20 protein-coding genes and 1 riboswitch are annotated in these 25,990 nt (G+C 63.1%); of the genes, 15 read left to right on the forward strand and 5 right to left on the reverse strand.

Features of this window, described 5'->3' with window-relative positions:
* Positions 1-47: 47 nt before the first annotated feature.
* Complete coding sequence (locus tag KF708_13050; protein MBX3413611.1) at positions 48-1,337, reverse strand: DUF2088 domain-containing protein; 1,290 nt, start codon at positions 1,335-1,337, stop codon at positions 48-50.
* 303 nt (positions 1,338-1,640) lie between these two features.
* Between KF708_13050 and KF708_13055 the strand changes: the two genes are divergently transcribed.
* From KF708_13055 to KF708_13095, 9 genes are all read left to right on the forward strand, one after another.
* On the forward strand, positions 1,641-2,927 hold the full coding sequence (locus KF708_13055) for a glucuronate isomerase (GenBank protein ID MBX3413612.1): 1,287 nt from the start codon (positions 1,641-1,643) through the stop codon (positions 2,925-2,927).
* 140 nt (positions 2,928-3,067) lie between these two features.
* The gene (locus KF708_13060; GenBank protein MBX3413613.1) at positions 3,068-4,471 is read left to right on the forward strand and encodes a hypothetical protein; all 1,404 of its coding nucleotides are present in this window, start codon (positions 3,068-3,070) and stop codon (positions 4,469-4,471) included.
* 115 nt (positions 4,472-4,586) lie between these two features.
* Complete coding sequence (locus KF708_13065; protein MBX3413614.1) at positions 4,587-4,841, forward strand: hypothetical protein; 255 nt, start codon at positions 4,587-4,589, stop codon at positions 4,839-4,841.
* Positions 4,842-4,932: 91 nt separating this feature from the next.
* Positions 4,933-5,151: a type II toxin-antitoxin system RelE/ParE family toxin gene (locus tag KF708_13070; protein MBX3413615.1), complete on the forward strand. Its 219-nt coding sequence runs from the start codon at positions 4,933-4,935 to the stop codon at positions 5,149-5,151.
* Between the two features lie 40 nt (positions 5,152-5,191).
* Positions 5,192-6,874, forward strand: a complete 1,683-nt coding sequence (locus KF708_13075; protein ID MBX3413616.1) for a glycosyltransferase family 39 protein — start codon at positions 5,192-5,194, stop codon at positions 6,872-6,874.
* Positions 6,871-8,568: a glycosyltransferase family 39 protein gene (locus KF708_13080; protein MBX3413617.1), complete on the forward strand. Its 1,698-nt coding sequence runs from the start codon at positions 6,871-6,873 to the stop codon at positions 8,566-8,568. The genes KF708_13075 and KF708_13080 overlap by 4 nt, the downstream gene beginning before the upstream one ends.
* 196 nt (positions 8,569-8,764) lie before the next feature.
* Positions 8,765-10,417: a hypothetical protein gene (locus KF708_13085; GenBank protein MBX3413618.1), complete on the forward strand. Its 1,653-nt coding sequence runs from the start codon at positions 8,765-8,767 to the stop codon at positions 10,415-10,417.
* Positions 10,418-10,518: 101 nt separating this feature from the next.
* A complete protein-coding gene (locus KF708_13090) occupies positions 10,519-12,231 on the forward strand; it encodes a hypothetical protein (protein ID MBX3413619.1) in 1,713 nt (570 codons plus the stop codon).
* 146 nt (positions 12,232-12,377) lie between these two features.
* Positions 12,378-13,166 (forward strand): cyclase family protein, encoded by a 789-nt coding sequence (locus tag KF708_13095; GenBank protein MBX3413620.1) that lies wholly within the window; start codon positions 12,378-12,380, stop codon positions 13,164-13,166.
* Between the two features lie 778 nt (positions 13,167-13,944).
* On the opposite strand, the gene KF708_13100 is transcribed toward KF708_13095, so the two are convergent.
* Positions 13,945-15,417: a DUF1501 domain-containing protein gene (locus tag KF708_13100; GenBank protein ID MBX3413621.1), complete on the reverse strand. Its 1,473-nt coding sequence runs from the start codon at positions 15,415-15,417 to the stop codon at positions 13,945-13,947.
* A 258-nt stretch (positions 15,418-15,675) separates the two neighbouring features.
* Entirely contained in the window at positions 15,676-18,039 is a 2,364-nt protein-coding gene (locus tag KF708_13105) for a PSD1 domain-containing protein (GenBank protein ID MBX3413622.1), read from the reverse strand.
* Positions 18,040-18,452: 413 nt separating this feature from the next.
* Positions 18,453-18,667, forward strand: a riboswitch (cobalamin riboswitch).
* A gap of 220 nt (positions 18,668-18,887) precedes the next feature.
* Here KF708_13105 and KF708_13110 point away from each other — a divergent pair.
* From KF708_13110 to KF708_13125, 4 genes are all read left to right on the forward strand, one after another.
* The gene (locus tag KF708_13110; protein ID MBX3413623.1) at positions 18,888-19,745 is read left to right on the forward strand and encodes a DUF1559 domain-containing protein; all 858 of its coding nucleotides are present in this window, start codon (positions 18,888-18,890) and stop codon (positions 19,743-19,745) included.
* Between the two features lie 34 nt (positions 19,746-19,779).
* Positions 19,780-20,685, forward strand: coding sequence for a DUF4465 domain-containing protein (locus KF708_13115; protein ID MBX3413624.1), 906 nt, complete (start codon positions 19,780-19,782; stop codon positions 20,683-20,685).
* Between the two features lie 54 nt (positions 20,686-20,739).
* Positions 20,740-21,762, forward strand: coding sequence for a PEP-CTERM sorting domain-containing protein (locus tag KF708_13120; GenBank protein ID MBX3413625.1), 1,023 nt, complete (start codon positions 20,740-20,742; stop codon positions 21,760-21,762).
* A 122-nt stretch (positions 21,763-21,884) separates the two neighbouring features.
* On the forward strand, positions 21,885-23,447 hold the full coding sequence (locus KF708_13125) for a hypothetical protein (GenBank protein MBX3413626.1): 1,563 nt from the start codon (positions 21,885-21,887) through the stop codon (positions 23,445-23,447).
* Between the two features lie 26 nt (positions 23,448-23,473).
* Here the strand turns inward: KF708_13125 and KF708_13130 are convergent, their stop codons facing one another.
* Positions 23,474-24,247, reverse strand: a complete 774-nt coding sequence (locus KF708_13130; GenBank protein MBX3413627.1) for a glucose 1-dehydrogenase — start codon at positions 24,245-24,247, stop codon at positions 23,474-23,476.
* Positions 24,248-24,462: 215 nt separating this feature from the next.
* Here KF708_13130 and KF708_13135 point away from each other — a divergent pair, with 215 nt between their 5' ends.
* Positions 24,463-24,702 (forward strand): hypothetical protein, encoded by a 240-nt coding sequence (locus tag KF708_13135; protein MBX3413628.1) that lies wholly within the window; start codon positions 24,463-24,465, stop codon positions 24,700-24,702.
* A 16-nt stretch (positions 24,703-24,718) separates the two neighbouring features.
* The gene (locus tag KF708_13140) at positions 24,719-25,507 is read left to right on the forward strand and encodes a site-specific DNA-methyltransferase (protein ID MBX3413629.1); all 789 of its coding nucleotides are present in this window, start codon (positions 24,719-24,721) and stop codon (positions 25,505-25,507) included.
* On the opposite strand, the gene KF708_13145 is transcribed toward KF708_13140, so the two are convergent.
* The coding region (locus KF708_13145) for a hypothetical protein (GenBank protein ID MBX3413630.1) at positions 25,504-25,990 on the reverse strand (487 nt) is incomplete at its 5' end. The two genes, KF708_13140 and KF708_13145, sit on opposite strands and share 4 nt — an antisense overlap.

Here is a 25,990-nt window from a genome sequence, read left to right on the forward strand (position 1 = left end):
GGACACGGATACGTGCTCGGCATTCGGCGTGACGCTGCCCCGGCGTCTCAATGCGCCGGGCCGCCGACCAGTTCCGGGTCGAAAGGTTCCAGGTTGCCGTCGGGACCGAAGGGCATCTCGCGCGGCTCGACGATGATTTCCAGATCGTCGCGCTGGCGTGCCTCGTCCAGGTAGCATTCCGCGCACTCGACTTCCGAAAGGTGCAGCGTGTTGCGAATCCAGAGGATGCGCGACGCGTTCCCTTCGCGCAGGCCGCACGTCGACAGGGCCGCGTCCAATACCTCGCGATCGGTGTCGTAGTAAACCGGCACCTGGGCCCCCGAGGGATGCCCCCCCGTCAGGCAGTTGATGCGGGTGATGTTGAAGTCGATCTGCTCGTAGCAGCGCGTGGTGCAGAATTCGGCGATGCCGATACCGGCGGCGTTGCCATGCGTTTCCTCGGTCAGTCCGCGAACCATGATGCGTTTGACCTTGGGCCACTCGTCGTCGAGCGCCTTGTGATCGTGGAACTTGCGTCCCACGACGTTCGTATCCATGCCGGCGCCCGAGATATTCTTGCCGATCTCTTCGATAATCAGCACGTCGGCCGTGCGGAAGGGGAGTCGCGGCATCCAGCGCTTCGCCAGCACGAGCAGTTCCTTCTCGCGCGATTCGAACTGCGCCGGCGCGACCGCCTCGATCAGCGCGGTCTCGTCGTAGCCGTTCTCGACGATGCCCACGCCCGCCACGACGCGGCACTCGGCCAGCACGCGGTCGGCCACGCTCCGCACGATCTGTCCGAAGCTGTAGTCGTTGATCGCGCGGTGATAGATCTTCGCCCCTTCGTGCTTGCCCAGCCCGATGAGCATCATCTTCATCAGGCCACTTTCGATATCGCCGACAAAGCCGGTATGGGGCTTGATGCGGCCACAGACGACCACGTGATTGGCCCCGTAGGCGTGCTTGTCGAAATGGACGGGAATCCCCTCGGCCGTCTGGCAGACGATCACCGTTTCCATCGACGCCTGGATCGGGCAGCCCATCGCGCTTTCGGTGATGCCGTAGCCCGCCAGAATGCCCCGCTGTCCCTCGGCCGTGCCACCGCCGTGGCTCCCCATCGCCGGCACGATGAATGGCTTCGCGCCGATCCCCTGCAGGTGGTCCACAATCGCCTTGATGATCGTGGCGATGTTGGCAATGCCGCGGCTCCCGGCGCTGATGGCCACCGTCTCGCCCGGCTGGATACGGTCGCGCAGCGAGAGTCGCGCGAGCTGCGACTTGACCTCGGCCGGAATGTCAAGGACGCGCGGGCGTTCGAACGTCTGACGGACACGGAACATCTGCGGATAGCCGGACATGGGCAAGCAACTCCGAGGCCAAAAACGGGAGGGTCCCTGGATCTTAGCCGGGGTAAGTTTCGTCGTCCATGACGCCGCACAGGGAGCGAGCACCCCCGGTCCGGCCGTGGCGCGGCATCGGCTGGTACGCCTTGCAAACAAGACGCGGCCGGCGGCCTTGCCGGGCGATAGCCGTTCGGTGAGTCTGTTGTTGCGGTTTGTCGTTGGCGTTAAGGTGGACGGCGGCCCCCTCGGCCTGTTGCGAACAGCGACCGGCGCCCGTTTAAATCTCGCAATGTCTTTTCTTCGCAAGGAGCGTGTTCGATGTCGTTGGAGCTTCGTGGGCGTTTGTTCGACGAGTTGGATCGGTTGGTGATTGTCGACCCGCACACGCACATCAACCCCCACGCGCCGGCCGCCGCGAATCTGGGCGACATCCTGGGTTACCACTACTACACCGAGCTGGCGCACTCGGCCGGCATGCCCCGCGAGCAGATCGAGCAGCCCGGCATCGAGCCCCGTGAAAAGGTGCGCCGACTCGTCACGAATCTCGCCCCGCTCGACAACACGATCCAATACAGTTGGCTTATGGAGATGGCGCGCCGACTCTTCGACTTCGATGAGGAGCGGCTCACCCCCGAGAACTGGGAACGACTGTACGACCGCGTCTCGCAGCGGGCCGCCGCCCCCGACTGGTCGCAACAGGTGCTCGAGAAGAGCCGCCTATCGGCCGTCTTCCTGACGAACGATTTCGACGATCCGCTCGAGGGCTTCGACACGAAGGTCTATATCCCCTGCCTGCGTACGGACGATCTCGTCTTCCACCTGGCCAGACCCGAGGTGCGCGAGCGGCTGCAAAAGTCGACGAACCTCTCCGTCGATAGCGTGACGGCCTTGCGCCAGGCGATCGCGGCGCGGTTCGAGCACTTTACGCAGCGCGGCGCCCGGGCCTGTGCCATCTCGCTCCCTCCCGACTTTTCGCCAGCCTCGGTATCGAACCACGATGCCGAAACGGCGGTCGAGAAGCTCCTCGCGGCCGGTGTTGCGGCCGATGCGGAGACTCGCAGCGTGGTGGCGCGCTTCGTCTTCTGGACGCTGGCCGAGATGTGCGCCGAGTACCGCCTCCCCTTCGATCTCATGATCGGCGTAAACCGCGCCGTCTACGCCGGCGGCGTTTACCAGGGGCAGGATCTCTACGACAGCCGCGTGTCGCTCATTCAGTATCGCGAGCTGTTCAACGCCTTCCCCCGGGTCACGTTCCCCATTTCCGTGCTGGCCAGCGTGACGAACCAGGAGTTGGTGAGCTATAGCTGGATCTTTCCCAACGTGGTTACCAATGGGCACTGGTGGTATTCGAACACCCCGAATTACATCGAGTTCGATGCGGCGGCTCGTCTCGAAGCGGTCCCCCGCACGAAGCAAATCGGCTACTACAGCGATATGTACAAGCTGGAATTCGCCCTGCCGAAGTTCGCCATGTACAAGCGGATCCTGGCCAAGATCCTGGCCGAGCGGTTCGTGCTCGACCGCGGCTGGAGCGAGTCTCGCGCCGTGGCCCTGGGGACGGAAGTCTTGCGCGACAACACCACTCGTATTTTCGGTGAAGTATAATTGCCAGCATCGAGTTCATCCGGTGGCGGCCGCGCGGACAGCCACGCTCGCGGTCGGCGAGAGCCCGAGCGGCCGTGAATCGGCTCGGCGGTACGGCGAGGAACAATCTTCCGCGACGTGGAGGCCGTAGAAGAGACACCATGAAGATTGCCTCACACACGTTCCGCCCCTGGTTCGCGTTTCTGCTGGCCGCATTAGTCATTGGACTTGCGTCAGGCAACGCCAGGGCCGAAGAGCAGTTGCTGTTCGATTTCGAGGCCACGCCACTCGGCGAACACTGGGGGGCCTTTCGCGATATCACGGTCCAGCGGTCCGCGATTCCCGCCCCCCCTCCGGCCGACGCCAGCCGCGACGGCGCCATCGTGCCGGCCGAGCACGCCCTGCACGTCGAGACCGTGGGGAGCGCGGGGCTGGTGAGCGCGCAGGGCGAGCTGCCCACCGATTGGCGCCCCTTTCAGACCTTGAACTTTTGGGTCTATCGCGATCCCGCGGCGTCGCTGGCGCAGCCTCTCTCGACCTTCGAGGTGCGCCTGTCCGATCACAACAACAAAGTTTCCTTCTGGCGCCGGATCGAGGTCTCGCACGAAGGTTGGAAACGCATCAGCCTGCCGCTCCGCTGGATGCGCTGGGGCGAAGGGCCGATTCCCCGCTGGGACGATGTCACGCGGTTGGCCTTCTGGTTTCGCGATGCCGCCGATCTCTGGATCGATTCCGTTTCAATAACACCCGGCAATGATGCGGAAGCCAGCGAGCTCAGTGCCAAGGATCTCTTCGACGTGGCGTTCCCCGGTGGGGATCCCGCAAAGATCATCGTGATCCAGACGGGGGACTACCTGGTCATGACGAACGCGCGAGACCTGGAGCCCTACCGTCTGGGACGCCATCTCGACGAAGTGGTGGCCTCCGTGCGGCGCGATCTCCCCTTCCTCGATCGGCGCGCGGGGCGGGCCAAGATGCTGATCTTTGCCACGCGCGGAGAGTACCAGGCGTTCACCCCACGGTTCGCCGAGAAGCTAGGGGGCGTGGCTCCACCCCCCACGAGCGACGGCTTCACCACGCAGGCCGTGGCGACCTCGTCCTGGGATCCGCAGTTCGGCACCCTCCGTCCGGTCTTCACCCATGAGTTCGTCCACTCGCTGGTGGCGCAAGGCACGCGCTTGCCCAACTCGCAGGAATGGTTCCACGAGGGATACGCGACCCTCGTGCAGCGGCGCTTTCATCCGCAGGCGAATCTGCCCGAGCTGGTCCGCGCAGGGCTGGCCGATCCTTCACTCAGGCTACCGTTGTCGCGCTTGTGCGACGGCAAGCTGATTCCGCTGACGGCCTACTGGCAGGCCATGACCGTCGTCGAGACCTTGCTCACCAATCCCAAGTACAGCCAGCACTTGCCCGAGCTGCTCGAACGTTTTGCCGAGGCGGGCAGCACCGATCTCGGTCCCCACCTGACCGATTTGCTCAGCAGCAACTGGCTGCAATTGACCGAAGACTGGATCACCCATTGCCAGCAAACCTACGGCGTCGAGAGTCAAGCCGAGAGTCGGTAGCTGGCGACCATTACGGTATTGATAGCCTTCAGCAATAGACGCTAGCTATACTGATAACTGTTCCCCTGCTGCCCTTGTTCCCTCGGAGCGGAATAGCCGAAAAAAGGTGCTCGTTATGTCCGTCGATCCCGCCGAGATCGAAGCCTTCATCGCGGAAAAGATTGCTCTCGGCCAGTTTCAATCGCGAGAGGAGTTTTTCGTGGCCGCGGCGCGACTCTATTGCGAGATGGAGTGCCGCGAGACGCAACTACAGGCGGATATCGCCGTGGCGCTCGACGAGCCCGCGCGCGGTCTGAGTGCCCCTTTGGATGTCGATTCGATCAAGTCAGAACTTGCTGCCGAGCTCGAGGCCGACGGGCGAGATAGATAAATGGGCCAGGTGCGCCGCACGCCTCAGGCCAGGGCGGACCTCAAGGCGATTGCTCGGCACATCGCGCCCGAGTCATTATCTCGATGCGGCCTTGCGATTCCTGGATGCGTTTGAGCGGAAGTTCGCTCACGATGCGCGCGAGCCGCAACTTGACGAGGCACGCCCGAGCCTGGGAAGGGATATGCGGCAGTTCGTTCTGGGAAATTACGTCGCCTATGATCGGCCGGAAAAAGGCGGCGTCGAGCCTTTGCGCATCCTGCACGGAAGTCGGGATATCCATGCCGCGTGGCGAGAGCGATCGGACTCTTGATGTGTCAACCAGCGCTCATGTTACCTCTCGCCGATCGAAGATGCGTGACTATCTTGCGCTAACGCTCGTCGCCCTTCTGGCCACGACGTTGATGTTTTGGCAGCTCGGGCGTCGCTATTTGTGGCAGGACGAAGCCGCCACGGCCGTCCTGGCCGAGCGGATGTTCGAGTACGGCAAGCCGCTCGGCTACGACGGCCGCAACCTCATCACGATGGACGTGAACCTCAGCAGCGACCGCGCCGCGCTCGAGAAAATTCTCGACCAGCCCGACGCCATGGTGCAATACTTCGGCCAGCGCGGCGACTACAAAGCCGATACCACCTGGATCGGGCAGCCGTGGGGACAGTTCGTACTGGCCGGTTCTTCGTTGGCGGCGCTGGGGCACGGCACCTGGCAGGCACGGCTCCCCTTTGCACTCTGCGGTATGCTGGCCGTCGTGGTGCTATATCTCTTCACTCGCCGCTGTTTCGACGATCCGCTGCTCGCGCTGCTGGCCGCCTTCTTGCTGCTGGCGAACGTCTACTGGGTGCTGCACATGCGGCAGTGCCGCTACTACGCCCCCTCGTCGCTTTTTCTCCTGCTGACGATCGTCGCCTACCTGCGTTGGCAGGATGCACGACGTTTCGGCGCGGCGATCTTCGTCGCCGCCGCCTGGCTCTGGTTCCAGTGCGACTATGGCACGGTCTGGCCCGTGCTGGGCGTGCTCGCCGCCGATGCGCTCGTCGAGCGTCGCCGATCGATCGTGCAAAGCGTGACCGTTTTCGCCGTCGTCGGGCTATCGCTGCTCCCCTGGGTGGTCTATTACGAGTTGCTCTGGCGGATGAAAGAAACGCCCGTCGGTGCCCTGCACCGTGTGATGGGCAGTCTTTTCTACTTCAATCAGTATTTGTTTCCTCTGGTTCTGCTGCCGCTGGCCGCGTGGTGCCTGTGGCGCTCGCGCGGCTCGTTGCGCGCCGACCAGCGCCAGATACTGGTTGTTTCTCTTTTAGTGCTCGTGAGTCTGCTCGTCTGGGTGCCGATCGTCACACCCGCTCCGCACCATCGGTATTTCGTGGTGACGACCCCTCTCGCCTGCCTGCTATTGGCGTACGTCGCCGTCTGGTTGGCGGGTAAGCTATCAGGAGGGACCGAGTTCAATAGGCGACGCACGGCGTTCGCTGCGGCTCTGGCCCTGCTGGTCGCCGCCCCCCCCTGGTTCTCGAATATTCCACTAGCGGTGTATCCCTCCGAACTGTGGCCGGTGAAGAGCGTCGGGACCTGGCTGCGTGCCGAGTATGCCGTCCTTTATCGCGATCTGAGCGGACAGGTCCGCGATCCGAATGCCGAGATCGTGGCCTTGCTCGCGCCGCGGCTCGGGCCCGAAGACGAAGTCCTCATCAACTACGAGGACATCCCCTTGATGTTTTACTTGCCCAACCGCGTTCGCGGAGGGGTGTTGGCCTTTCGTGTCGAAGACCGCAACAGTCCGCCTCCGCGTTTCGCCGTGCTGAACAACTCGGTGGTGCTCCACTATTCCGGCGAGCTGCAGCGGCAGACCTATCGCCAGATGCTCGAGCGGCATCGGTGGAACGTCGTGCCGCGCGAGATTCCCGCGCTCCCCTCGAGCAATTGTCCCGACCCCGGCTTGCATCCGGCCCAATGGGTAGCGGACGAATCCTTGACGATCCTCGAACTGGCGCCCGAGGATCGAGCAAAGCCACGACAGTCGGGGAACTCGAGTTGAGCCAGCACGCCCACGACAACTCGATCTCGTGGCAGCCGCGCGATTACGCTGCACTGGCGCTCGTCGTGGTGTTGGCCACTGGTATGCTCTTCTGGCGACTCGGCGAGCGGGCCATGTGGCAGGACGAAGCGGCGACGGCCCTCCTGGCCGAGCGGATGCTCGAACAGGGCCGACCGCTGGCCTACGACGGCCGCAACCTCATCACGATGGATGTGCCGAGTGCCGGTGATACCGAGCCTGGCGTCTTCGCGCGGCGCACGGGCGAGCCCAACGCGGCCGTCGCACATTACGCGGCGCGTGGCGACTACAAGCCCGACACCACCTGGATCGGTCAGCCCTGGGGGCAATTCGTCTTGGCTGGCGCCTCGCTGGGGTTGCTCGGGCACGGCACCTGGCAGGCGCGGCTCCCCTTTGCCCTGTGTGGATGGGCCACGGTGGTCGCGCTCTGGTTCTTCGTGCGGCGCCGTTTCGACGATCGCCTGATGGCCACGCTGGCGGCGTGCCTCTTGTTGGCCAACGTCTATTGGGTGCTGCACATGCGGCAGTGCCGCTATTACGCGCCGGCCTGTTTGTTCTTTTTTCTGACCTACGCCGCCTACCTCCGCTGGCAGGAACACAGGCGGCATGGCGCCCTGTGGTTTGTCGGCACCGCCTGGCTCTGGTTTCAATTCGATTACGGCACGTTCTGGCCGATCGTCGCCATCCTGGGTCTCGACGCCCTGGTACGCAGGCGACATAGCATCCTCAAGACGCTAGCGACGTTCGCCGCCTTGGCCGTCAGCATCGCCCCCTGGGTCTACTACTACGAGATCCTCTCTCGCGTAAAACCGACGGTCATCTCGCTCGAAGCGCGCGAGCTGGGGCTGTTCTTCTACTTCAATCAATTCCTCCTGCCCGTCGTGCTCTTGCCGGTGATCGTGTGGGTAGTCTGGCGCGCGCGGCGCGAGCAGTCCATCGAGCGGCGCCAGGCACTCGGCGTCGCCCTGGCGATCGTGGCTAGCCTGTTGCTTTGGGCGCCGCTGATCGTGCCGGCGCCGCATCTGCGTTACCTGATTGGCGCGGCTCCGCTGGCGTGCCTCTTGATGGCGTTCACGTTCGTGGAGTTGGCCTCGCTCGTCACGCGTCGTGCGACGCAGCCAGTCTGGCGCGCCGTGGTCGCAGCGGCTCTCGCGGGCTTCGTCATGTTCGTCCCCTGGCTCTCGAATGCGGCCCTGGTCTTTTACCCCAGCGATTATTGGGTCGTCTCGCGCGTCGGCACCTGGCTGCGTGCCGAATGGATTACCTTCTTCCAGGATATCGGAGGAATCGAGCGCGATCAGAATGGCGAGGTCGTCGAGTTGCTTCAGTCTCGGCTGCGTCCCGGAGACGAGATCCTGACCAACTACGAAGATATTCCCTTGATGTTCTATCTCGATCGCCCGATCCGCGGTGGCCTCGCGGGCTTTCGCATCAACGACACCGCGACTCCCCCGCCGCGATTCGTGGTCATCGTCGAGAGTGCCGAGTTCCTCTATTCGGCGACGATGAGCAATGCCTTTCGCGCGGCGATCGCACGTCACACCTGGCGCGAGGTGCGCAACGATATTCCGGCGTTTCGCACGAGCAATTGCCCCGACCCCTTCATGCACCCGGGACAGTGGGGGCCCGAAGGGCGCATCGTCGTGCTCGAATTGGATCCGAGCCAGGGAAGCTGACGCTTCGAGCCGGGGCGGATTTAGGCCCAAAACCGGCCTCGGCACCGTAGAGTTGGACCGCTGGCCCGCGTATGCTGGAGCGGTCCAACCGGTCCCTTTTTGGTCGCTCCCGCGACCAGCCCCCCGGGGACCGCACGCTGCCAACCTGCGCCTCTATGCCCCGACTCTTTCTTCCTCCGTTGTAGGTGATGTGCCGATGCTGTCTGCGACTTTGTGTCTGCTGTTGTTGGGTGGAACTTCGGACGAAACGTTCATGACTTGGGAACCGGCCGCGGTCACCGTCGACCAGCTTCCGGCCACGATCGGAACGAAGCTCTCCGCACAGGAATTGAGCTCGATCGCCAGTGGGCAGCCGGTGTTGCCTTACCACGAAGCCCGTGCTGGCGTGCGCACCGAAGATGGAACCTTGCTCGTCGCCACCGAGGGGGGCTTGTGCGTGCTCCGGCCCGGCGCCGAGCGCTGGTGTCTCGTCCACTCGCGGCGCTGGCTCCCTTCCGACGACGTGCAGGACGTGGCCGTCGATCGCGAAGCCGGCGTGTGGGTAAAAACGGCGGCCGGCCTCGGCCACCTCGCGCGTCGCTCGACGACCCTCGACGAGAAGATGGCCGAAATCAACGCGGCCATCCAGCAGCACCATCTCCGCGACGGGCAGGTGGGCGATATCTCGGTCAAGGAGCCGGGCAACCTCGACGCCGGCTACTTTCAACACTCGAGCGATAACGATGGCCTCTGGACCAGCATCTACGTGGCGGCCGAGGCCTTTCGGTACGGCGCCACCGGCGATGAAACGGCGCGCGACAACGCCTGGAAGTCGCTCCAGGCGATGATGTTCATGGAGGATCTGACCGGTATTCCAGGCTTCGTCGCGCGCAGCTTCGTCCCCATCTCCGACGATCCGAAACGCTATGGCGGCGAGTGGTACAAATCGGCCGACGGCAAATGGTGGTGGAAGGGAGACACCTCGAGCGACGAGCTCGACGGCCATTACTTCGCCTATGCGGTCTACTACGACTGTGCCGCCACCGAGGAGCAAAAGAAGATCATTCGCGGCTACGTGCAACGGATCACCGACCATCTGCTCGATCACGGCTATTACTACGTCGGGCCGCCGGGCAAGCCGACCACGTGGGGCGTCTTCGCGCCCGAGAAGTTGAACCACGACCTGAAGTGGATTGCCGATCGGGGATTGAACTCGCTCGAGATCCTCTCGCACCTCAAGGTGGCCGAGCACATCGTCGGGGGAGAGCGTTATACGAAGGCGCTCGAGGAACTCGACCAGCAGCACGCTTATCCCATCAATACCGTGCTGCAGAAGATGACCTGGCCCCCCGAGGAAGTGAATCATAGCGACGACGAGTTGGCCTTTCTCGCGTATTACCCGCTCGTGCTGTACGAGCACGATCCGGAGCTGCGCAAGTTGTACATGGCCAGCTTGCATCGCTCGTTCGAAATCGAGCGGCCCGAGCACAGCCCGCTCTTCAACTACATCTATGCCGCGGGGCGTCAGACGGATTCCTGGAAGGATCCCGGCAAACGTCCTCCCGAGGCGTTCGTCGACCCGGCCAGCTACGATCACGACCTGTGCGTCGAATGGTTCCGCGAAGTGCCGCGCGACACGTTCGACTGGAAGGTGCGCAACAGCAAACGCCGCGACTTGGGCGTGCTCAGCGTGAATCGCTTCGACCGCGCAAGGATGCAGTTCGTGTTGCCGATTGCCGAGCGGCGCGTCATGCGTTGGAATGGCGATCCCTACGAGCTCGATGCCGGTGGCGACGGTCGCTCGCGAGATGACGGCGCCTTCATCGTGTTGCCTTACTGGATGGGACGCTACCACCGCTTCCTCGACTAACCACGTTTCGACGATTGCTCAGGCGGAGACGATTTGTGATGCGAAAGTCAATGTCCCTGGGACCATCGCCCAGCCGCAGTGATGCCTTGCGCGCCAAGAGCATGGCAAGCCTCTCCCGGTTGGTCTCGATGCTTGTAGCGTGCGTGCTTGCCGCGCAGGTGCCTTCTGTCTGGGGGCAGGCTCCGGAGTCGAAAGTCGCGGCAGACGCTCCTCCGCCGCCGGTCACCTACCATGGGCTGATTCCGGGCAAGTCCACCGCGGCCGACGTGCGCGCCGCGCTCGGTTCGCCCGTGTGGGAAGCCCCCTGGTATGCGTACAAGCTGCTCTATCCCGCGCAGGGGCGATCGGGCATGTACGACTCCGTCCATCTCACCGGCAAAGATGGGCACTTTGCCTGCGTCGAAGCGGCCAGCGTGCCCGCAGGGCTCGCCACGCGCGCCGAGATCGAGACCCGCCTCGGCGCGCCCGAGTATGAGCTGCGGATGGCCACCTTCAAGCTGCTCGATTATTCGCAGCAGGGGGTGCGCTTCATCGTCGACAAGAAAGACCAGACGATCGGCGTGGCCTATTTCCCCCACTTGCGGCCTCGAGTGCATGACGGGGCACGCCAACTCGTCGACCTGAGCCTGCTGCGGCAGGGACCGCAGCCCCGGCCGGCCGAACCCGCCTCGACCGAAGGCCTCCGGGCCGGCGCCGCCGAAATCAAAATCACCCCCCTCCAGGCCGAATGGCTCGATCCCCGCTATCGCGAGAAGTATCAGCCGCACGACGACCTCTACGCGCGGGCCGTCCTCTTCGAGCGGGGAGACGAACGCGTGGCGCTCGTCGGCGCGGACCTCTTCGGTCTCGGCCTGACCACGGTCGAGCCGATCATCGAGCGCGTCAAGGAGGCGGGCATCGCGCACCTGGTGCTGGCTGCGTCGCACAACCACGCCGCGCCAGACACGATGGGTGTCTACGGACACTACCCGGCCGAATATAACCAGTACATCCAAGATCAGGTGGTCAAATGCGTTCAGGCGGCGTACGCCAACCTGCGCCCCGTCAAGGAGCTGCGCACCGCCTCGCGCGAGCTGCCCATGGATGGCGCCCGAGTGGCCGGGCTCATTCGCAACGCGCGCAACGTCGGGCTCGTCGATCCCACGATCTCGATCCTGCAGCCGATCGGCGAAGATGACCAGCCGATCGCCACGCTGGTGAATTTCGCCTGCCACGTCGAAGGCATCGAAGCCGGCGTGCTCGAGCTAACGGCCGATTTTCCCGGCTACATGTGCGAGCAGATCAAGGCCGACGGTGGCGGTATTCCGGTCTTCTTGAACGGCGCGGTCGGCGGCATGGTCAGCGGCGACAATCGCGCCCGCACGCACGACGAGGCCAAGGCCACGGGGCTGGCCTTCGCCGCCCTCGTCAAGGATCTCGAAAAAACGGCGCAGCCGCCGGCCACGTTCGATTTCGCCGTGGAGACGAAACGAGTCGAGATCCCCATGACGAATGCCAACTTCAAGCCGCTCTACGAGCAGATGCGCCCCTTGAACCGTGGCCGCGTCGTGACGCAGATGACTCTCGTGCGATTGGGCGAGTGTGAGATGGTCACGCTGCCGGGCGAGGTCCTGCCCGAGGTGGCGGTCGAGATCCTCGAACACATGCACGGCTTTCCGCGCATCTTGATCGGCCTGGCGAACGATCAACTCGGCTACATCATCCCGCCGGAAGATTTCCGCGACGACGAATATGAGGAAACGATGTCGCAGGGCCCCGCCGCGGCCCCCGTCGTCCGCGATACGGCCATCCGCATGCTGAAGGGAATCAAATAAATACGGGTGGAGGATTTTTTTAACGCAAAGGCGCGAAGACGCTAAGGCGCAAAGAATACTCCCGTTGCGGCACGACGAAGCAGATTCTTTTTTTCTTTGCGCCTCTGCGCCTCTGCGCCTTAGCGTCTTTGCGTTAAAAAGTCTGCATGATGCAATTCGACAAGATGCGGATCATCGATCTCAGCGTGGCCTTGGCCGATAACGCACCCAGCGAGCCGCTGCCGGCGCGGATCCATTACGTCACGCACGACGACGAAGGCCGGCAACAGATGGAGCAGTTCTTCGGCATCCGGCCGGAGGATCTCGTCTACTCGCACGGACAAGGCTGGGCGATCGAGGAAATTATCGCCATCACGCACACCGGCACGCACGTCGACGCCCCCTACCACTACGGCGCCACGAGCGAGGGGAAGCCGGCCCGGCACATCGACGAGGTCCCGCTCGAATGGTGCTTCGCGCCGGGCGTGTTGCTCGACATGCGACATAAGGATCCGGGCTCGTTCATCGAGATCGAGGATCTCGAAAAGGCGCTCACGCAGATCGAGCACGTGTTGCGGCCACTCGACATCGTGCTCTTACAGACCGGGGCCGATAAGCGGCTCGATTCGCCCGCCTACTTCGCGCAGCCCGGCTTGGGACGCGAAGGCACGCTGTGGCTGGTCGAGCGCGGCGTGCGCGTGATCGGCATCGACGCCTACACGCTCGACCGCCCTTTTGCTTCGATGGTGGCCGACTACCAGCGCACGGGCGATGGCCGCTACATCTGGCCCGCCCACTTCGCCGGACTGACGCGCGAATACTGCCAGATCGAAAAGCTGGCCAACCTCGATCAAATCCCCAGCCCCAAGGGGTTTTATGTCTCCTGCCTGCCGGTGAAGATCGAACGAGCCAGCGCCGGCTGGTGCCGCGCCGTGGCCTTGGTCCCAGAGTCGTAGCTCAGGTACTCCGTACCTGACAAATGCGTGCGGTAAAATCTCACGCGGATCCGCGGAGAGTGGAGGAGACGCGGAGTTCTCGCCGCCGCGCCACACGCGCGTAACGGCGGACGACATCGCGCCATCATAACCCGAAGCGTCAGCGAGGAAATTCTGCGTGGCACGTTACGCCGTTAATCCTTGGTGTTGTGGTCGAGGGGTGAGGTAGCACGGATGATTTTCCGGAGCGGGCTTGCCACGGCGCGGGGCCCGAGTCGGAAAATCGTCCGTGTCGCGCAGCGACAAGAGGACGAGGGCCGGCAGACCATCTCTCTCCCTCGTTCGCGGCGCACACGTCGTACGGGCCCTCTGGTTGCTACGCAACACCGACGATTTTGCGACTCTTGTCTTTCTGTCGGTAGAAAGCCTGTCGTGCAAAATCATCGGTGCTACCCACTCGATTCAAAGGTTAACGGCGTAGGGTGCCACTGGCTTTGCCAGTGCGGATCGAGTGGAGCACATCGAGCTACAGCCGTCGCCTGCCGACGAACTCTTGGTCGAGCAAGAGGGCAGTCGAGCCTTCGTCGCTGATTCAAGTGAAACGCAACGTGTGCGATCAAGAAACACTAGCAGAGCCTGTGCCACCCGCAGAAGTCATACTTTTCGAGGGGAGTGACACAAAGAGGCGACCGCCTGCTTTCACTTTTCCTCGCTGATGCTTCGGGTTGGGATGAAACGTTATCGTGCCTGCCGTTGTGCGTGCTGAACCGGCGATGTTGTCACGCACGGGGTATGTGATCTACGCCAAAATTTCCCGCACCACTTCCCCAGCCACGTCGGTCAGCCGGAAATCCCGTCCCTGATAGCGATACGTCAATCGCGTGTGATCGACGCCCAGCAGGTGCAGCATCGTGGCGTGCAGGTCGTTGACGTGGACCTTGTTCTCCACGGCGTGATAGCCCAGGTCGTCGGTGGCTCCGTAGGTGATGCCGCCGCGGACGCCACCCCCGGCGAGGAACATGCTGAAGGCCCGCATGTGGTGGTCGCGGCCGACGCCTCCCTTGTTCGTCTGCGCCATCGGCGTGCGGCCGAACTCCCCTCCCCAGACGATCAACGTCTCGTCGAGCATGCCGCGCTGCTTGAGATCGGCGATCAGCCCGGCCGTCGGCTGGTCGCAATCCCGGGCACAGATCCGCATGTACTTCGTCAGATCGTTGTGGTGGTCCCAGTCGCGGTGATAGAGCTGGATGAACCGCACGCCGCGTTCCGCCAGTCGCCGCGCGAGCAGGCAGTTGTACGCGAACGAGCCATCCGCCCCCTTCGCCCCGTACAGGTCGAGTACATGTTGCGGCTCGTCGGCCACGTCCATCAGCCCGGGCACGCTCGCCTGCATGCGAAAGGCGAGCTCGTACTGTGCGATGCGCGTCTCCACCTCCGGGTTGGCCAGCAACTCGTTGCGTAGCGCGTCGAGCTTGCTCACGGTGCCGACCAGCCGACCTTGATCGGCCATCGTCACGCCCGGCGGATTGCCCAGGTAGTGAACGGCGTCGCCGTGCGAGTGGAAGGCCACGCCTTGATAACGGCTGGGCAAGAAGCCGCTATGCCACTGCCGCGCGGCGATCGGCTGCGGACTGCGGCCATCCTTGCTCGTGCTGGTCAGGACGACAAAGCCGGGCAGGTCGGCGGCCACGCTTCCCAGCCCGTACGTGATCCACGCGCCCATGCTCGGCCGCCCCGAGATCGACGTGCCCGTGTTCATCACCGTGTGCGCGGGATCGTGGTTGATCTGGTCGGTGTGCATCGAGCGGATGATGCAGAGATCATCGGCCACGCTGCCGATGTGAGGCAGCACCTCGCTGATCTCGAGCCCCGACTTGCCCGAGCGGTTGAACTTATAGAGCGGTGCCTGGCAGTTGAGCTTCTGCCCCTGCAGTTGTGCAATGGGTTGGCCGGCGGTGAAGGACTCGGGCATCGGTTGCCCGTGCATCTCGGCCAGTTGCGGCTTCGGGTCGAAGGTCTCGAAGTGGGACGGCCCCCCCGCCATGCAGAGAAAGATCACCCGCTTGATGCGCGGCGCGAAGTGAGGCAGCCCGGCCGCATCGGGAGCAATGCCCGGCACGCTCGACGCGGTGTTCGCTTCAACGCCAATCGCAGGCAAGCTGCCAGCGAGAGAGGCCAGGCCGAGAGCCCCCAGCCCCAGCGAAGTCCGGCCGAGAAAGGTTCGTCGATGAAGCTGCTGGTCGAAGTCGAATTTGTGGTCTTTATTATTCATCCGCAGATTTTGCAGGTTTTGAGAATGCTTTAACGCAAAGGCGCAGGGATTGTGGTTTGTGATTAGCAGAATGTTGTAGCTACTTGGATCCTGACTCCACTGCTGGGCAAACCAGCAGTGCCACGCGGCGATGGTTTCAACGTGCGTAGTTGAAACTCCTTCCATCTGCTCCGCGTCTCCTCCTCACTCCGCGTCTCCGCGTGAGCCGTCTTCTTTGCGTCTCTGCGTCTTCGCGCCTTCGCGTTAAAACTATTCAAACTAGTTGCGCGAGATCGTCTCGTGCAGATTCAGGATGGCCCGCGCGACCATCGTCCACGCGGCCAGTTCCGCCAGCGGTGCTTTTTCTTCTAGCGCGGCTTGTCCGACGCCCAACAACCCGCGGGCGGCGGTCTCATCTTCTGCGAATCGCGTGCGGCCCTCGGCCAACAGCTCGACCAACAACTGCCGTTCGCGCTCGTCGGGCGTGCGCGACGTCGCTTCTCGCCAAGCCCAATCGACGCGATCGGCATCCGGTTGATCGGCGGTTTTGACCACGATGCTAGCGGCGAACCCGCGTGCGGCCTCGACATACGTGGGATCGTTCATCAGCGCGAGCGCCGCCTGGGGCGTGTTCGAGACAGCTCGCTGCGCCGTGCATTCCTCGCGACTCGGGGCATCGAAGGCCAACAAGCTCGGGTGTAGAAACGTCCGCTGCCAATGGGTGTACAGCCCACGCCGGTATTGATTCGCCCCCTCGTCAGCCTTCCAAGTGCGCTTCGGAAAGTTCAGAAACTCCCAATACCCCTCGGGTTGATAGGGCTTCACGCTCCGTCCGCCGACCTCGCGCACGAGCAACCCACTGTGGACGAGCGCCGTGTCGCGAATGAACTCCGCCTCGAGCCGCCAGCGCCCCTGCCGGGCAAGCAGCCGGTTCTGCGGATCGCGCGCCGTCAGCTCCGCGGTGGGAATCGACGACTGCTGGTACGCGCGGCTCGAAGTAATCAGACGGACCAAGTGCTTGACGTCCCAGCCCGACTCGATGAACTCGACCGCCAGCCAGTCGAGCAACTCGGGATGCGTGGGCGACTCTCCTTGCGCGCCGAAGTCGTCGAGTTGCCGTGCGAGCCCGGCGCCGAAGAAGAGCTTCCACAGTCGGTTTACGAACACGCGCGCCGTGAGCGGGTTATCCCGCGCCAGGAGCCAATTGGCCAGATCGAGACGCGTCAGACGACCGTCGCTGAGCGCTTGCGACGCGAGAAAGGCGGGAATCGCCGGCTCGACGACGTCACCCGTGTTATCGAGCCAATTGCCGCGCGGCAGGATCCGCATCTCGCGCGGTTCGACCGACACGGTGATCATCGTGCGCGGGTAAGAATCCTCGAGCTGCTTCTTTTCCTTTTGTAAACGCGCAAGCTGCTTCTCATGCTCGGTCCGTGCGGCGGCCTGCTCCTCGGCGAGCGCGGCCATTTGTTCTTCGAGCGAGGCGATCTGCTGCTCTAGCTCGGCAGTCTGTTGTTGCTGCATCGGCGTGGGAACGGGCATTTCCGGCGCGCGTCCACCACGGCTGTAGACCGCCTCTTCCTGCACGTCGGCGAAAAAGGCCGCGAAGCTGTAGAAATCGCGGGTGGTCAGGGGATCGTACTTGTGATCGTGACACTCGGCGCAGCCCAGCGTCGCGGCGAGCCACACGCCCGACGTCGTGCGCACGCGATCGGCGGCGCTCTTGGCCAGGTACTCGCCCGGCTGCGCGCCCCCTTCTTCCGTGGTCTTGTTCAGTCGGTTGTAGCCCGAGGCCACACGCTGCGCCAGCGTCGGCTCGGGCAACAGGTCGCCGGCCAGTTGTTCGCGCGTGAATTGATCGAAGGGAAGGTTCCGGTTGAACGCCTCGATGACGTAATCGCGATAAGGCGAGATCGGCTGCTCGACGTCGCTGTGGTAACCGCACGAGTCGGCGTAGCGCACCAGGTCGAGCCAGTAGACCGCCATCCGTTCGCCATAGTGGGGCGAGGCGAGCAAGCGTTCGACCGTCGCGTGGTAGTCTTTGTTGCTCGCCTGCCGCGCGAAAGTTGCCACGTCGTCCGCGCCGGGTGGCAGGCCCGTCAGATCGAACGACAAGCGACGCGCGAGGGTGACCGGATCGGCCGGCGGCGCAAAGGCAAGCTTCTCCGTGGCAAGCCGCGCCGCCAGGAAGCGATCGATCGGGTTCGATTCGTCGCCGGGGGGAAGCTCCGGGCGCACGAGTGGCTCGTACGACCAGTGGTTCTGCCAGGGGGCGCCCGCGGCGATCCAGTCGCGAATCGTGGCGATCTGCCTTTCGTTCAGCACCAGGTTCGAGCCTTCAGGGGGCATGCGCTCGTCGGCGTGTTCGGTCGTCAGGCGACGATAGAGCTCGCTGGCGTCCGGATCGCTCGGCTCGACGATCGGCTCGCCGGCCGATGATTCGCCCAGTAGCCCCTCGCGGGTATCAAGACGCAGGTCGGCCTCGCGCGATTCGGCATCCGGCCCGTGACAGCGGAAGCAGTTATTCGACAAGATGGGCCGCACGTCGCGATGAAACTGCACGGGCTGAGACGCATCCCCGGAGGCAACCCGTCCCCCGGCCAGCAGCATCAGAACGATCGATAGTCCAACAAGGCGGGGCATGGCATCGCGGAGGGGACGGCAGGTGACTCGGCGGGGGCCCCTTCATTTAACCACCCAGCGCGGAGGGAGTCGAGTTTTCTTGGCAGTGATCGGTGGGCGGGGCTTGCTTTCTTCGCACCGTGTGTGGCCAGTGCTCGACTTTGGTTAAGCTGAGAATGGCAGGCAGACCTCTCCTGGGGATGTCTTTCGAGCGAAGCCTATGAATGCTGTTTTCCGACCCACGCGAATGCCGGCGTGGGACATCGTTCTGGCTGTGTTCATATTGATGGGCCGGGCCGGCGTTGCTCGCGCCGATCCGTTTTTATCCTGGTTGGTGATCCCGATTGATGGGGTCGAGCAGCTTGCGGCTTCGCGAAGTAAAGCGATTTTTCTCGCGCGAACTTCTTGCTTGACCATCGCCAGCGCATCGCTATACTCCACGCAGTTGTGTTGGTGGTCGGCGCTTTCTTTTCGAAACGCCGACAAACAGGGAATCCGGTGCGAATCCGGAACGGCCCCGCCGCTGTGATGAGCGTCGAGGGCGGCCCACTCTCAAGCCATTGTCGTGGTTTTCTGCGGAAAATCGCGGCGAGAAGGCGGGCCTGCCTAGCTCTGAGTCAGAAGACCTACCAATGCAGGGTTGTGGAATTCCGCGAGGGCGGAAGCCGCATTCAAGGCACTGCTTTGCACCTGGGGTGCGAAGCGTTGGAGATTCGCTAATCCAGCCAGCTTTTGGCGAACGTTGCGCTTTTCGTGTGTGGCTGCGCGCCTGCGTCTGAATCGTGCTCCGGCACGTCTTCTGCGCTCTCGGTGCGCGCCCTTCGCAAAAGCCGTCCGCGAGAAAAGCTGCGCTCGGGTTGCGCGCCCAGATGCGCCGATCCACCTACACATACCGCTCTGCCTTCACGCTCGTCGAGCTGTTGGTCGTCGTCGCGATCATCGGGATCTTGGTGGCGATCCTCTTGCCAGCGGTCCAATCGGCGCGCGAAGCGGGACGCCGCGTGCAGTGTGCGAATCATCTCAAGCAACTTGGACTGGCCCTCGCGCAATACCACGACCTCCAGGGTTACTTTCCCCGCGGTGGACACCCCGCCACGAGCAATGGCCTAAGCTGGGGCGCGGCAATACTGCCAGGACTCGAACAAAAGTCGCTCTACGAGCAGATCGATCGCACCGTGTCCTACACGCACGCGCGCAATCTGACCGTGGGGCAGACGATGTTGCCGGTCTTTCTCTGCCCCAGTGCGCCAAAGATCACCGCGCGTCGCAAATCGGCCGATCAACCAGCCTCGACGGCCAACGAGTATGGCCGCTGTGACTACGGCGCGGTGAACGGCGAGCGCGGATTGCGCGCGCCGAACGCGACAAACACGCCCGAGCGAGGCGTGCTGATCGTGGCCGAGCACATCTCGCTGGCGCAAATCACCGATGGCACGTCGCAAACCGTGCTCGTGGCCGAGGCGCCCGAGGGCATGCACGGCCTCTGGTTCGGCGTGCGCAACGTCTTCGATCAATCGGCCCTCATCAACACGCGGGCAACGTACGCGCCGCAATTCATCTTCTACGACTTCGGCCAGGAGATGAGCAGCTATCACCCCGGTGGCGCGCAGACGTTGCTGGCCGATGGCTCGGTGCATTTCCTGGCCGAAACCCTCGGCCGCGCCACGCTGGCCGCACTCTGCTCGCGCGCCGGCGGCGATCTGCTTGATGCCGATTTCTCTCCCTGAACGCAATTTCCCAGCCCGAGTAAGGAGTTCTCCGATGAAACGGTGGTTACCCAGCCTCCTGTTCGCCATGTGTCTGCTAACCGCGAGCGGTATGAGTGCGCGTGGCGAGACGATCACGTTCGAAGATCTGCCGCTTGCGTCCAACTCGTATTGGAATGGTCCCGATCCCGCTGGGGTCGTGGTCGATGGCCCCTACGGCCCCGAAATACACGGAACATTCCAGAGTGGCGGCGCGTCGTTCGTCAATCGCTACGACGAGACCTTCGCCAGTTGGAGCGGCTTCGCCTATTCGAACACCACCGATACGACCACGCCCGGCTTCGAGAACCAGTTCAGTGCCATTACCGGCACGGGCCACGGTCCTGGCGCCGACAACTACGCCGTCGCCTTTGGCTATATGGACTTGGTGGCGAACAGCATCCAGCCCGCGCCGTTCGATCCACACAACGTCGAGCATCTGATGTCGCTCCCCTATTTCGAGCTGCCGCTGGGCGCGCTGATCGAAGGCCTGCGCATCACCAACACGACCTACGCCGTGCTCTCGATGCAGTTCGGCGATTCGTTCTCGAAGAAATTCGGCGGCGTGTCGGGCAACGACGCCGACTTCTTCAAGCTCACCGCCTACGGTACGGACGAACTCGACCAACCGCTCGGCACGTCCGTCGACTTCTATCTGGCTGACTTTCGCTTCGCGAACAACGCGCTCGACTACATCGTCACCGACTGGGAGTTCATGGATCTCTCGTCGCTGTCCGGGGCGCGGCGGGTCCACTTCAACCTCTCGTCGTCGGACGTGGGCACGTACGGCATGAATACGCCGGCCTACTTCGCCATCGACGACGTTCAATTCGCCGCCGTGCCCGAACCCTCGAGCCTGGTGATTGCCCTCGGGGGCTCGCTGGGCGTCGCCCTTTTGCTCCGCCGCCGCCGGGCGAGTTAAGCGGGGCCGAATGCTTCCTTTCATCATCAACCGTTTTCAATTTGGGAGTAAACCATGTCTTATCGAGTTCTTGCCGCCAGTTTTTTGGTTTCCCTGTCGTTCGCATCGCTGGCGACCGCGGGGCCCTATTCGAGCATCTCGGGCGTGACCCCCGGCGCGCCGGACAATCCCATCGCGCGTACGTCACTCAGCCTCTTCGAGAGTCAGATCATCGACTACTCGCCGGCACCGGGCGTAGGAGCGAACTTTCGTTCCCCCAGCACCGGCATCGCCTCGCTGGGCGATCTCTACAGCCCGGTGACGAGACCAGACGGGCCAAACACCTCGTTCGATAAACGCTACCACCCCGAGCCGGGCACCGAGCCGAATAACTTTCACAACGGATCGGCCAGCAATAGCCCGTTCGGTGGCAACCTCAACGATCCGAACGATACGTACGGCTTCCTCGGCATCGACGCCCCCGGCTCGATCACGGTCGGCTTTGGTCTGCATAAGATCATCAATGGCCCGGGGCCCGATTTTGCGGTCTTCGAGAACGGCTTTGCCTTTGGCGGCGCGGGAAGCCTCTTCGCCGAGTTGGCCTACGTCGAGGTCTCGAGCAACGGCAGCGATTTCGCCCGCTTTCCGTCCATCTCGCTGAACACGACACACACGGCCGTGTCGGGCACATTTCAGGGCTACGATATGACCAACGTCTATAATCTGGCCGGCAAGCACGCCTCGAATTGGGGCACCCCCTTCGACCTGGACGAGCTCACCAGCGATCCCCTGGTGACCAATGGCCTGCTCGATCTCTCTCGTGTGCGCTACGTTCGCCTGGTCGATGTCGTCGGCAGCGGCACGATTCTAGACAACTCGGGCAATCCGATTCCCGGCATCGCCCGCGACTCGCTCGGCAATCCGATTCTCGACAACTACGTCACGTTCGATTCCGGAGGGTTCGACTATCTGGGCCTTTCGACCGGCGCTGTTGGCGTGGCCAACTATGTCGTGCCCGAGCCGAGCACGGTCGTGCTCGGTGGTTTGGGCTCGCTGCTCGTGGCGGGCATCCAGTGGCGCCGTCGTCGACGACGGTAATTCACCACCACCTGGGGGATGCACCGACGATGACGAAGTGTTGCCTGTAACATTTTCGGCTTTGAGCGGTCGAGGCGCGCATGGGTAGAATGCGCGCATCTTCCCGCTCCAGGAGCCATGCCATGCAACCGCGTCATCGTCGGGCGTTTCTCGCAGAAGTTGGCCAGGGAATGCTGGTCGCGACCGTCGGCTATGGGACGGCCGTCGATCTGGGGCTCGCCCGCGCCTTTGCCGCCGAGCTTCCCTCGCGTCTTTCGTTCGGTTCGCGCGAGGCACTCGTCTCGCTCATGCAGGAGACCCCCAGCGAACGGTTGATGCCGATGTTCGTCGAACAACTCCGGCGCGGCACGACGTTACGCGAGCTGGTGGCGGCAGCGGCACTCGCGAACGCGCGCAGCTTTGGCGGCGACGACTACATCGGCTTTCACGCCTTCATGGCGATGGCGCCGGCACTGACCATGGCGGAGCGAATGCCCGAGCGCGAAAGTGCCTTGCCGGTATTGAAGGTCCTCTATCGCAGTTGCCACCGGATTCAAGAGCACGGCGGCAGCGCGGCCGAGGTCTTGAAGCCGGTCGAACAGATGCAACCCGCGGGCGATTCCCCGCTCGCCGAGCAGATCCGTCAGGCGATTCATGCGCACGATCTTGCACGTGCGGAGCAGTTACTGGCGACCGCCGCCGCGAAATCGCCCGAAGCGGCCTATAACGATCTGTTGCCCGTCGTGGCCGAAGGAGTCGACGTCCACCGCACGGTCCTGGCCTATCGCGCCTGGGATCTACTCGATCTGGTCGGGCAAGAACATGCCGTGACATTCTTGCGGCAGTCGCTGCACTACTGTGCCGACACGTGCGAGAACGTGAAATACAACGAGCGATTTGCCGGCATTCAAAAGCTGTTGCCGAAGTTGTTGGATCAGTATCGCCTCGTCGAAATGTCACCTGGCACGCGACGAGCCGACGATGCGTGGCTTGGCTCGATGGCCGAGACACTCTACTTTGCCGACGCCGACCGCGCCGCGGACGCCGTCGCCGCGGCCCTGGCCGACGGGATGAGCGCGGAATCGGTGGCCGACGCCATCGCGCTCGCGGCGAATCATATGGTCTTGCGCGACCCGGGCCGCACGCAGCGGCAGGCGTCGGCGAGCAAGCCGGCCGGAAGCGTACACGGCGATTCGCTCGGGGTGCATGCCTGCGATTCGGTGAACGCTTGGCGAAATATCGCCGAGGTGGCGAATCGCAAGAACGCGCTGGCCTGCTTGATTCTCTCGGCCTGGCAGGTGGCGAGCGATCGTGGCTTCGGCGGTAGCGAGATCGTGGCCTCCCCGGCACGCCCTTACGAGGAGCACCTCGAGCAAGTGAAATCGCGCGATCCACGGCAATTGCTGCACGAGCTCGACGACGCCATCCGGCAGAAAGACCAAGGCCGCGCCTGCGCCGCGACGCACCTGTACGGCGAACAGAACGGCGATCCACAGCCCGTGCTCGACCTGCTCTTGCGCTACGCGGTCAGCGAGGACGGCGCCCTGCACGCCGAAAAATTTTACAACACCGCCACCGAGGAGTTTGCCCGTACGCGGGCGCCCTACCGCTGGCGGCAACTGGTCGCACTGTCGCGCGTCACGGCGAGCGAATACGGCCAGCCGGCACCGCGCCTGGATGAAGCCCGAAAACTGCTCGACGTGTGAACTATTATCTGCTTGGCGGTGAGCGGTTAGATCGTGTGGCCGCCATCGACGACGAAGACGCCCCCCGTCGTGTAGCTGCCGGCATCACTCGCCAAGTAGACCGCCAGCGGGGCGATTTCCTCGGGCGTGGCGATCCTCCGCAACGGCAGTTCGACGGTGAACCGCTTCAGGATCTCGTCGCTCTGCCACAGCGCCTGGCTGAACTTCGTCTTCACCAGGCCGGGGCAGATCGCGTTCACGCGGATCTTGGCCGGTCCCCACTCGGCCGCCAGCACCTTGGTCAGGCTGATGAGCGAGGCCTTGCTCACGCTGTAGATGCCCAACAGCGGCTCGGGACTGATGCCACCGATGCTGCTGATGTTGATGATCGAGCCGCCGCCGCGCTCCTGCATGATCGGAAAGGCACGCTTCGCCAGCTCGAAGGGCCCCTTCACATTCACGGCCATGATCTTGTCGAAGACCCCTTCGTCGGTCTGGATCACTGGTCCGAAGACGGGATTCGTCGCCGCGTTGTTGATCACGATATCGACGCCGCCATACTTGGCCGCCGTCTGATCGACGAGCGCCCGGGCTTGATCCATGTCGCCCACGTGGCAGGCAATGGCCGTGGCCTCGAAGCCATCGGCGCGGAGCCCCTGGGCCACCTCTTCGACGGCTTCGAGCTTGCGGCTGCTGACGACCACCTTGGCGCCGAACTCGGCCAGCCCGCGAGCCATCGACTCGCCGATCCCCTTGCTCGCCCCGGTGACAACGGCCACCTTGCCCGCCAGATCGAACCGCGCTTTGATACTCTCGGCCATGGAAATCCCTCGTCCTGCGAAGCAAAAGAAACGCGGCAGCAAAGCGCCACGGGAGAGGAGCAGATTAGCATTGAGAATGCATGGGGGCAAACGGCTGAAATGGAGGAAATTTCTTCTGAGCGACTTGTGTGTTTTGCGCGATGACAATGACAATCGGGTGCTATTGGTAGCCCGATTTTACGTGATGCGATAGAATGCCTCGTACAGGATCCCATATGCTCAAAACCGTCGACAAACTCGCCGAGTACCTTCCGGACGAATTGCGGAGCTTACCCGAACCGCAAACCGACCTGCCGCGCATTGCCAAGGATCGCCGCCTCACGGCGCTCATCGAGGCCGCCTTACGTGAGATTCCGACGACGCACGATCTTCGTCAGGGTGACGCGCGCTCGATCGAGTTGGAGCCGGACAGCGTCGGTGGTGCGTGGGTTCGCGCGTGCGAGGCCGAGATGTGACGCGCGCTCGATCGAGTTGGAGCCGGACAGCGTCCACCTCGTCCTTACATCGCCCCCTTACTGGACTCTGAAGGAGTACCGCGACTCGGACGGCCAACTGGGACACGTGGATGACTACGAAGAGTTTCTCGATGAACTCGACCAGGTTTGGCAGCGCGCGTTCGACGCGCTCGTGCCGGGTGGACGTCTCATCATCGTAGTGGGTGACGTCTGCCTTTCGCGCCGCAAGAACAAGGGCCGTCATACAGTGGTTCCTCTGCACGCGTCGATCCAGGAACGTTGCCGCAAGATCGGCTACGACAATCTCGCTCCGATCATCTGGCACAAGATCGCCAATGCCGTGTACGAAGTCGAGAATGGGAATGGTGGCGGTTTTCTCGGTAAGCCATACGAGCCTAACGCGGTCATCAAGAACGACATTGAATTCATTCTCATGCAGCGCAAGCCGGGGGGGTATCGCAAACCCTCGGTAACGTCGCGCGTACTCAGCCTAATCTCCGAAGCACAGCACCGCGAATGGTTCCAGCAGATCTGGCAGGGGCTGACGGGGGCGTCGACAAAAGATCATCCGGCTCCTTATCCCGTCGAGTTGGCTGAAAGGCTCATTCGCATGTTCAGCTTCGCCGGGGATACGGTCCTCGATCCCTTCATGGGCACGGCATCCACGAACATCGCGGCCAGCCGTTGCGGACGCAATAGTATCGGCACCGAGGTGGATCCGCACTACTACGCTTACGCGAAAAAGCGAATGCGCGAGCATACCGGCAGTCTCTTCGGCACTGCCAGTGTGCGTACCGACGACTAACGAAACCTCGCCGAATAAGCCTCGGCGATGCGGCGAATAAAAGTGTCGTAGTGGTCGCGGTCGCCGGGTTGCGGTGCAGGCGGATCGGTCCAAAGGGCAGCGGGACCTTGGTTATCGCAGTCGAGAATCACGGTCGCGAACGCATCAAAGCCAGATTCGTCGATTGAATCTCGAATAGGCAGACCGCGCAAATGCGCGACCATTCGCTCGGTAGCGTGCGGCTGTTTGTGGATCGAGTAGTGTGGTTTGCGGTTTTTCTGACGAAGTGGCGACACGAATCTTTCGGCGATATTGACGATCGTAATCCCTGCTGCGATGGCTTCTCGATCTCCTTGATGTACGATCTCGTGTGATGACCCGAGTTCGTCGAAAACGCGTGGCTGTGATTTGCCGTGCTCCGTCATGACCGTTTTCGCTTCACACGAGACAAGGACGCGTTCAATTTCGCCTGGATAGATGGTATGAACAAAACGTGTCGGGGGC

Source organism: Pirellulales bacterium (assembly GCA_019636335.1).
In the GTDB taxonomy this organism is placed as follows: Bacteria; Planctomycetota; Planctomycetia; order Pirellulales; family JAEUIK01; genus JAHBXR01.

Bases quoted from the DNA above. Each gene is read 5' to 3' on its own strand.
- KF708_13050 (MBX3413611.1), bottom strand. From the start codon at position 1,337: ATGTCCGGCTATCCGCAGATGTTCCGTGTCCGTCAGACGTTCGAACGC.
- KF708_13055 (MBX3413612.1), top strand. From the start codon at position 1,641: ATGTCGTTGGAGCTTCGTGGGCGTTTGTTCGACGAGTTGGATCGGTTG.
- KF708_13060 (MBX3413613.1), top strand. From the start codon at position 3,068: ATGAAGATTGCCTCACACACGTTCCGCCCCTGGTTCGCGTTTCTGCTG.
- KF708_13065 (MBX3413614.1), top strand. From the start codon at position 4,587: ATGTCCGTCGATCCCGCCGAGATCGAAGCCTTCATCGCGGAAAAGATT.
- KF708_13075 (MBX3413616.1), top strand. From the start codon at position 5,192: ATGCGTGACTATCTTGCGCTAACGCTCGTCGCCCTTCTGGCCACGACG.
- KF708_13085 (MBX3413618.1), top strand. From the start codon at position 8,765: ATGCTGTCTGCGACTTTGTGTCTGCTGTTGTTGGGTGGAACTTCGGAC.
- KF708_13090 (MBX3413619.1), top strand. From the start codon at position 10,519: ATGGCAAGCCTCTCCCGGTTGGTCTCGATGCTTGTAGCGTGCGTGCTT.
- KF708_13095 (MBX3413620.1), top strand. From the start codon at position 12,378: ATGATGCAATTCGACAAGATGCGGATCATCGATCTCAGCGTGGCCTTG.
- KF708_13100 (MBX3413621.1), bottom strand. From the start codon at position 15,417: ATGAATAATAAAGACCACAAATTCGACTTCGACCAGCAGCTTCATCGA.
- KF708_13105 (MBX3413622.1), bottom strand. From the start codon at position 18,039: ATGCCCCGCCTTGTTGGACTATCGATCGTTCTGATGCTGCTGGCCGGG.
- KF708_13110 (MBX3413623.1), top strand. From the start codon at position 18,888: ATGCGCCGATCCACCTACACATACCGCTCTGCCTTCACGCTCGTCGAG.
- KF708_13115 (MBX3413624.1), top strand. From the start codon at position 19,780: ATGAAACGGTGGTTACCCAGCCTCCTGTTCGCCATGTGTCTGCTAACC.
- KF708_13120 (MBX3413625.1), top strand. From the start codon at position 20,740: ATGTCTTATCGAGTTCTTGCCGCCAGTTTTTTGGTTTCCCTGTCGTTC.
- KF708_13125 (MBX3413626.1), top strand. From the start codon at position 21,885: ATGCAACCGCGTCATCGTCGGGCGTTTCTCGCAGAAGTTGGCCAGGGA.
- KF708_13130 (MBX3413627.1), bottom strand. From the start codon at position 24,247: ATGGCCGAGAGTATCAAAGCGCGGTTCGATCTGGCGGGCAAGGTGGCC.
- KF708_13135 (MBX3413628.1), top strand. From the start codon at position 24,463: ATGCTCAAAACCGTCGACAAACTCGCCGAGTACCTTCCGGACGAATTG.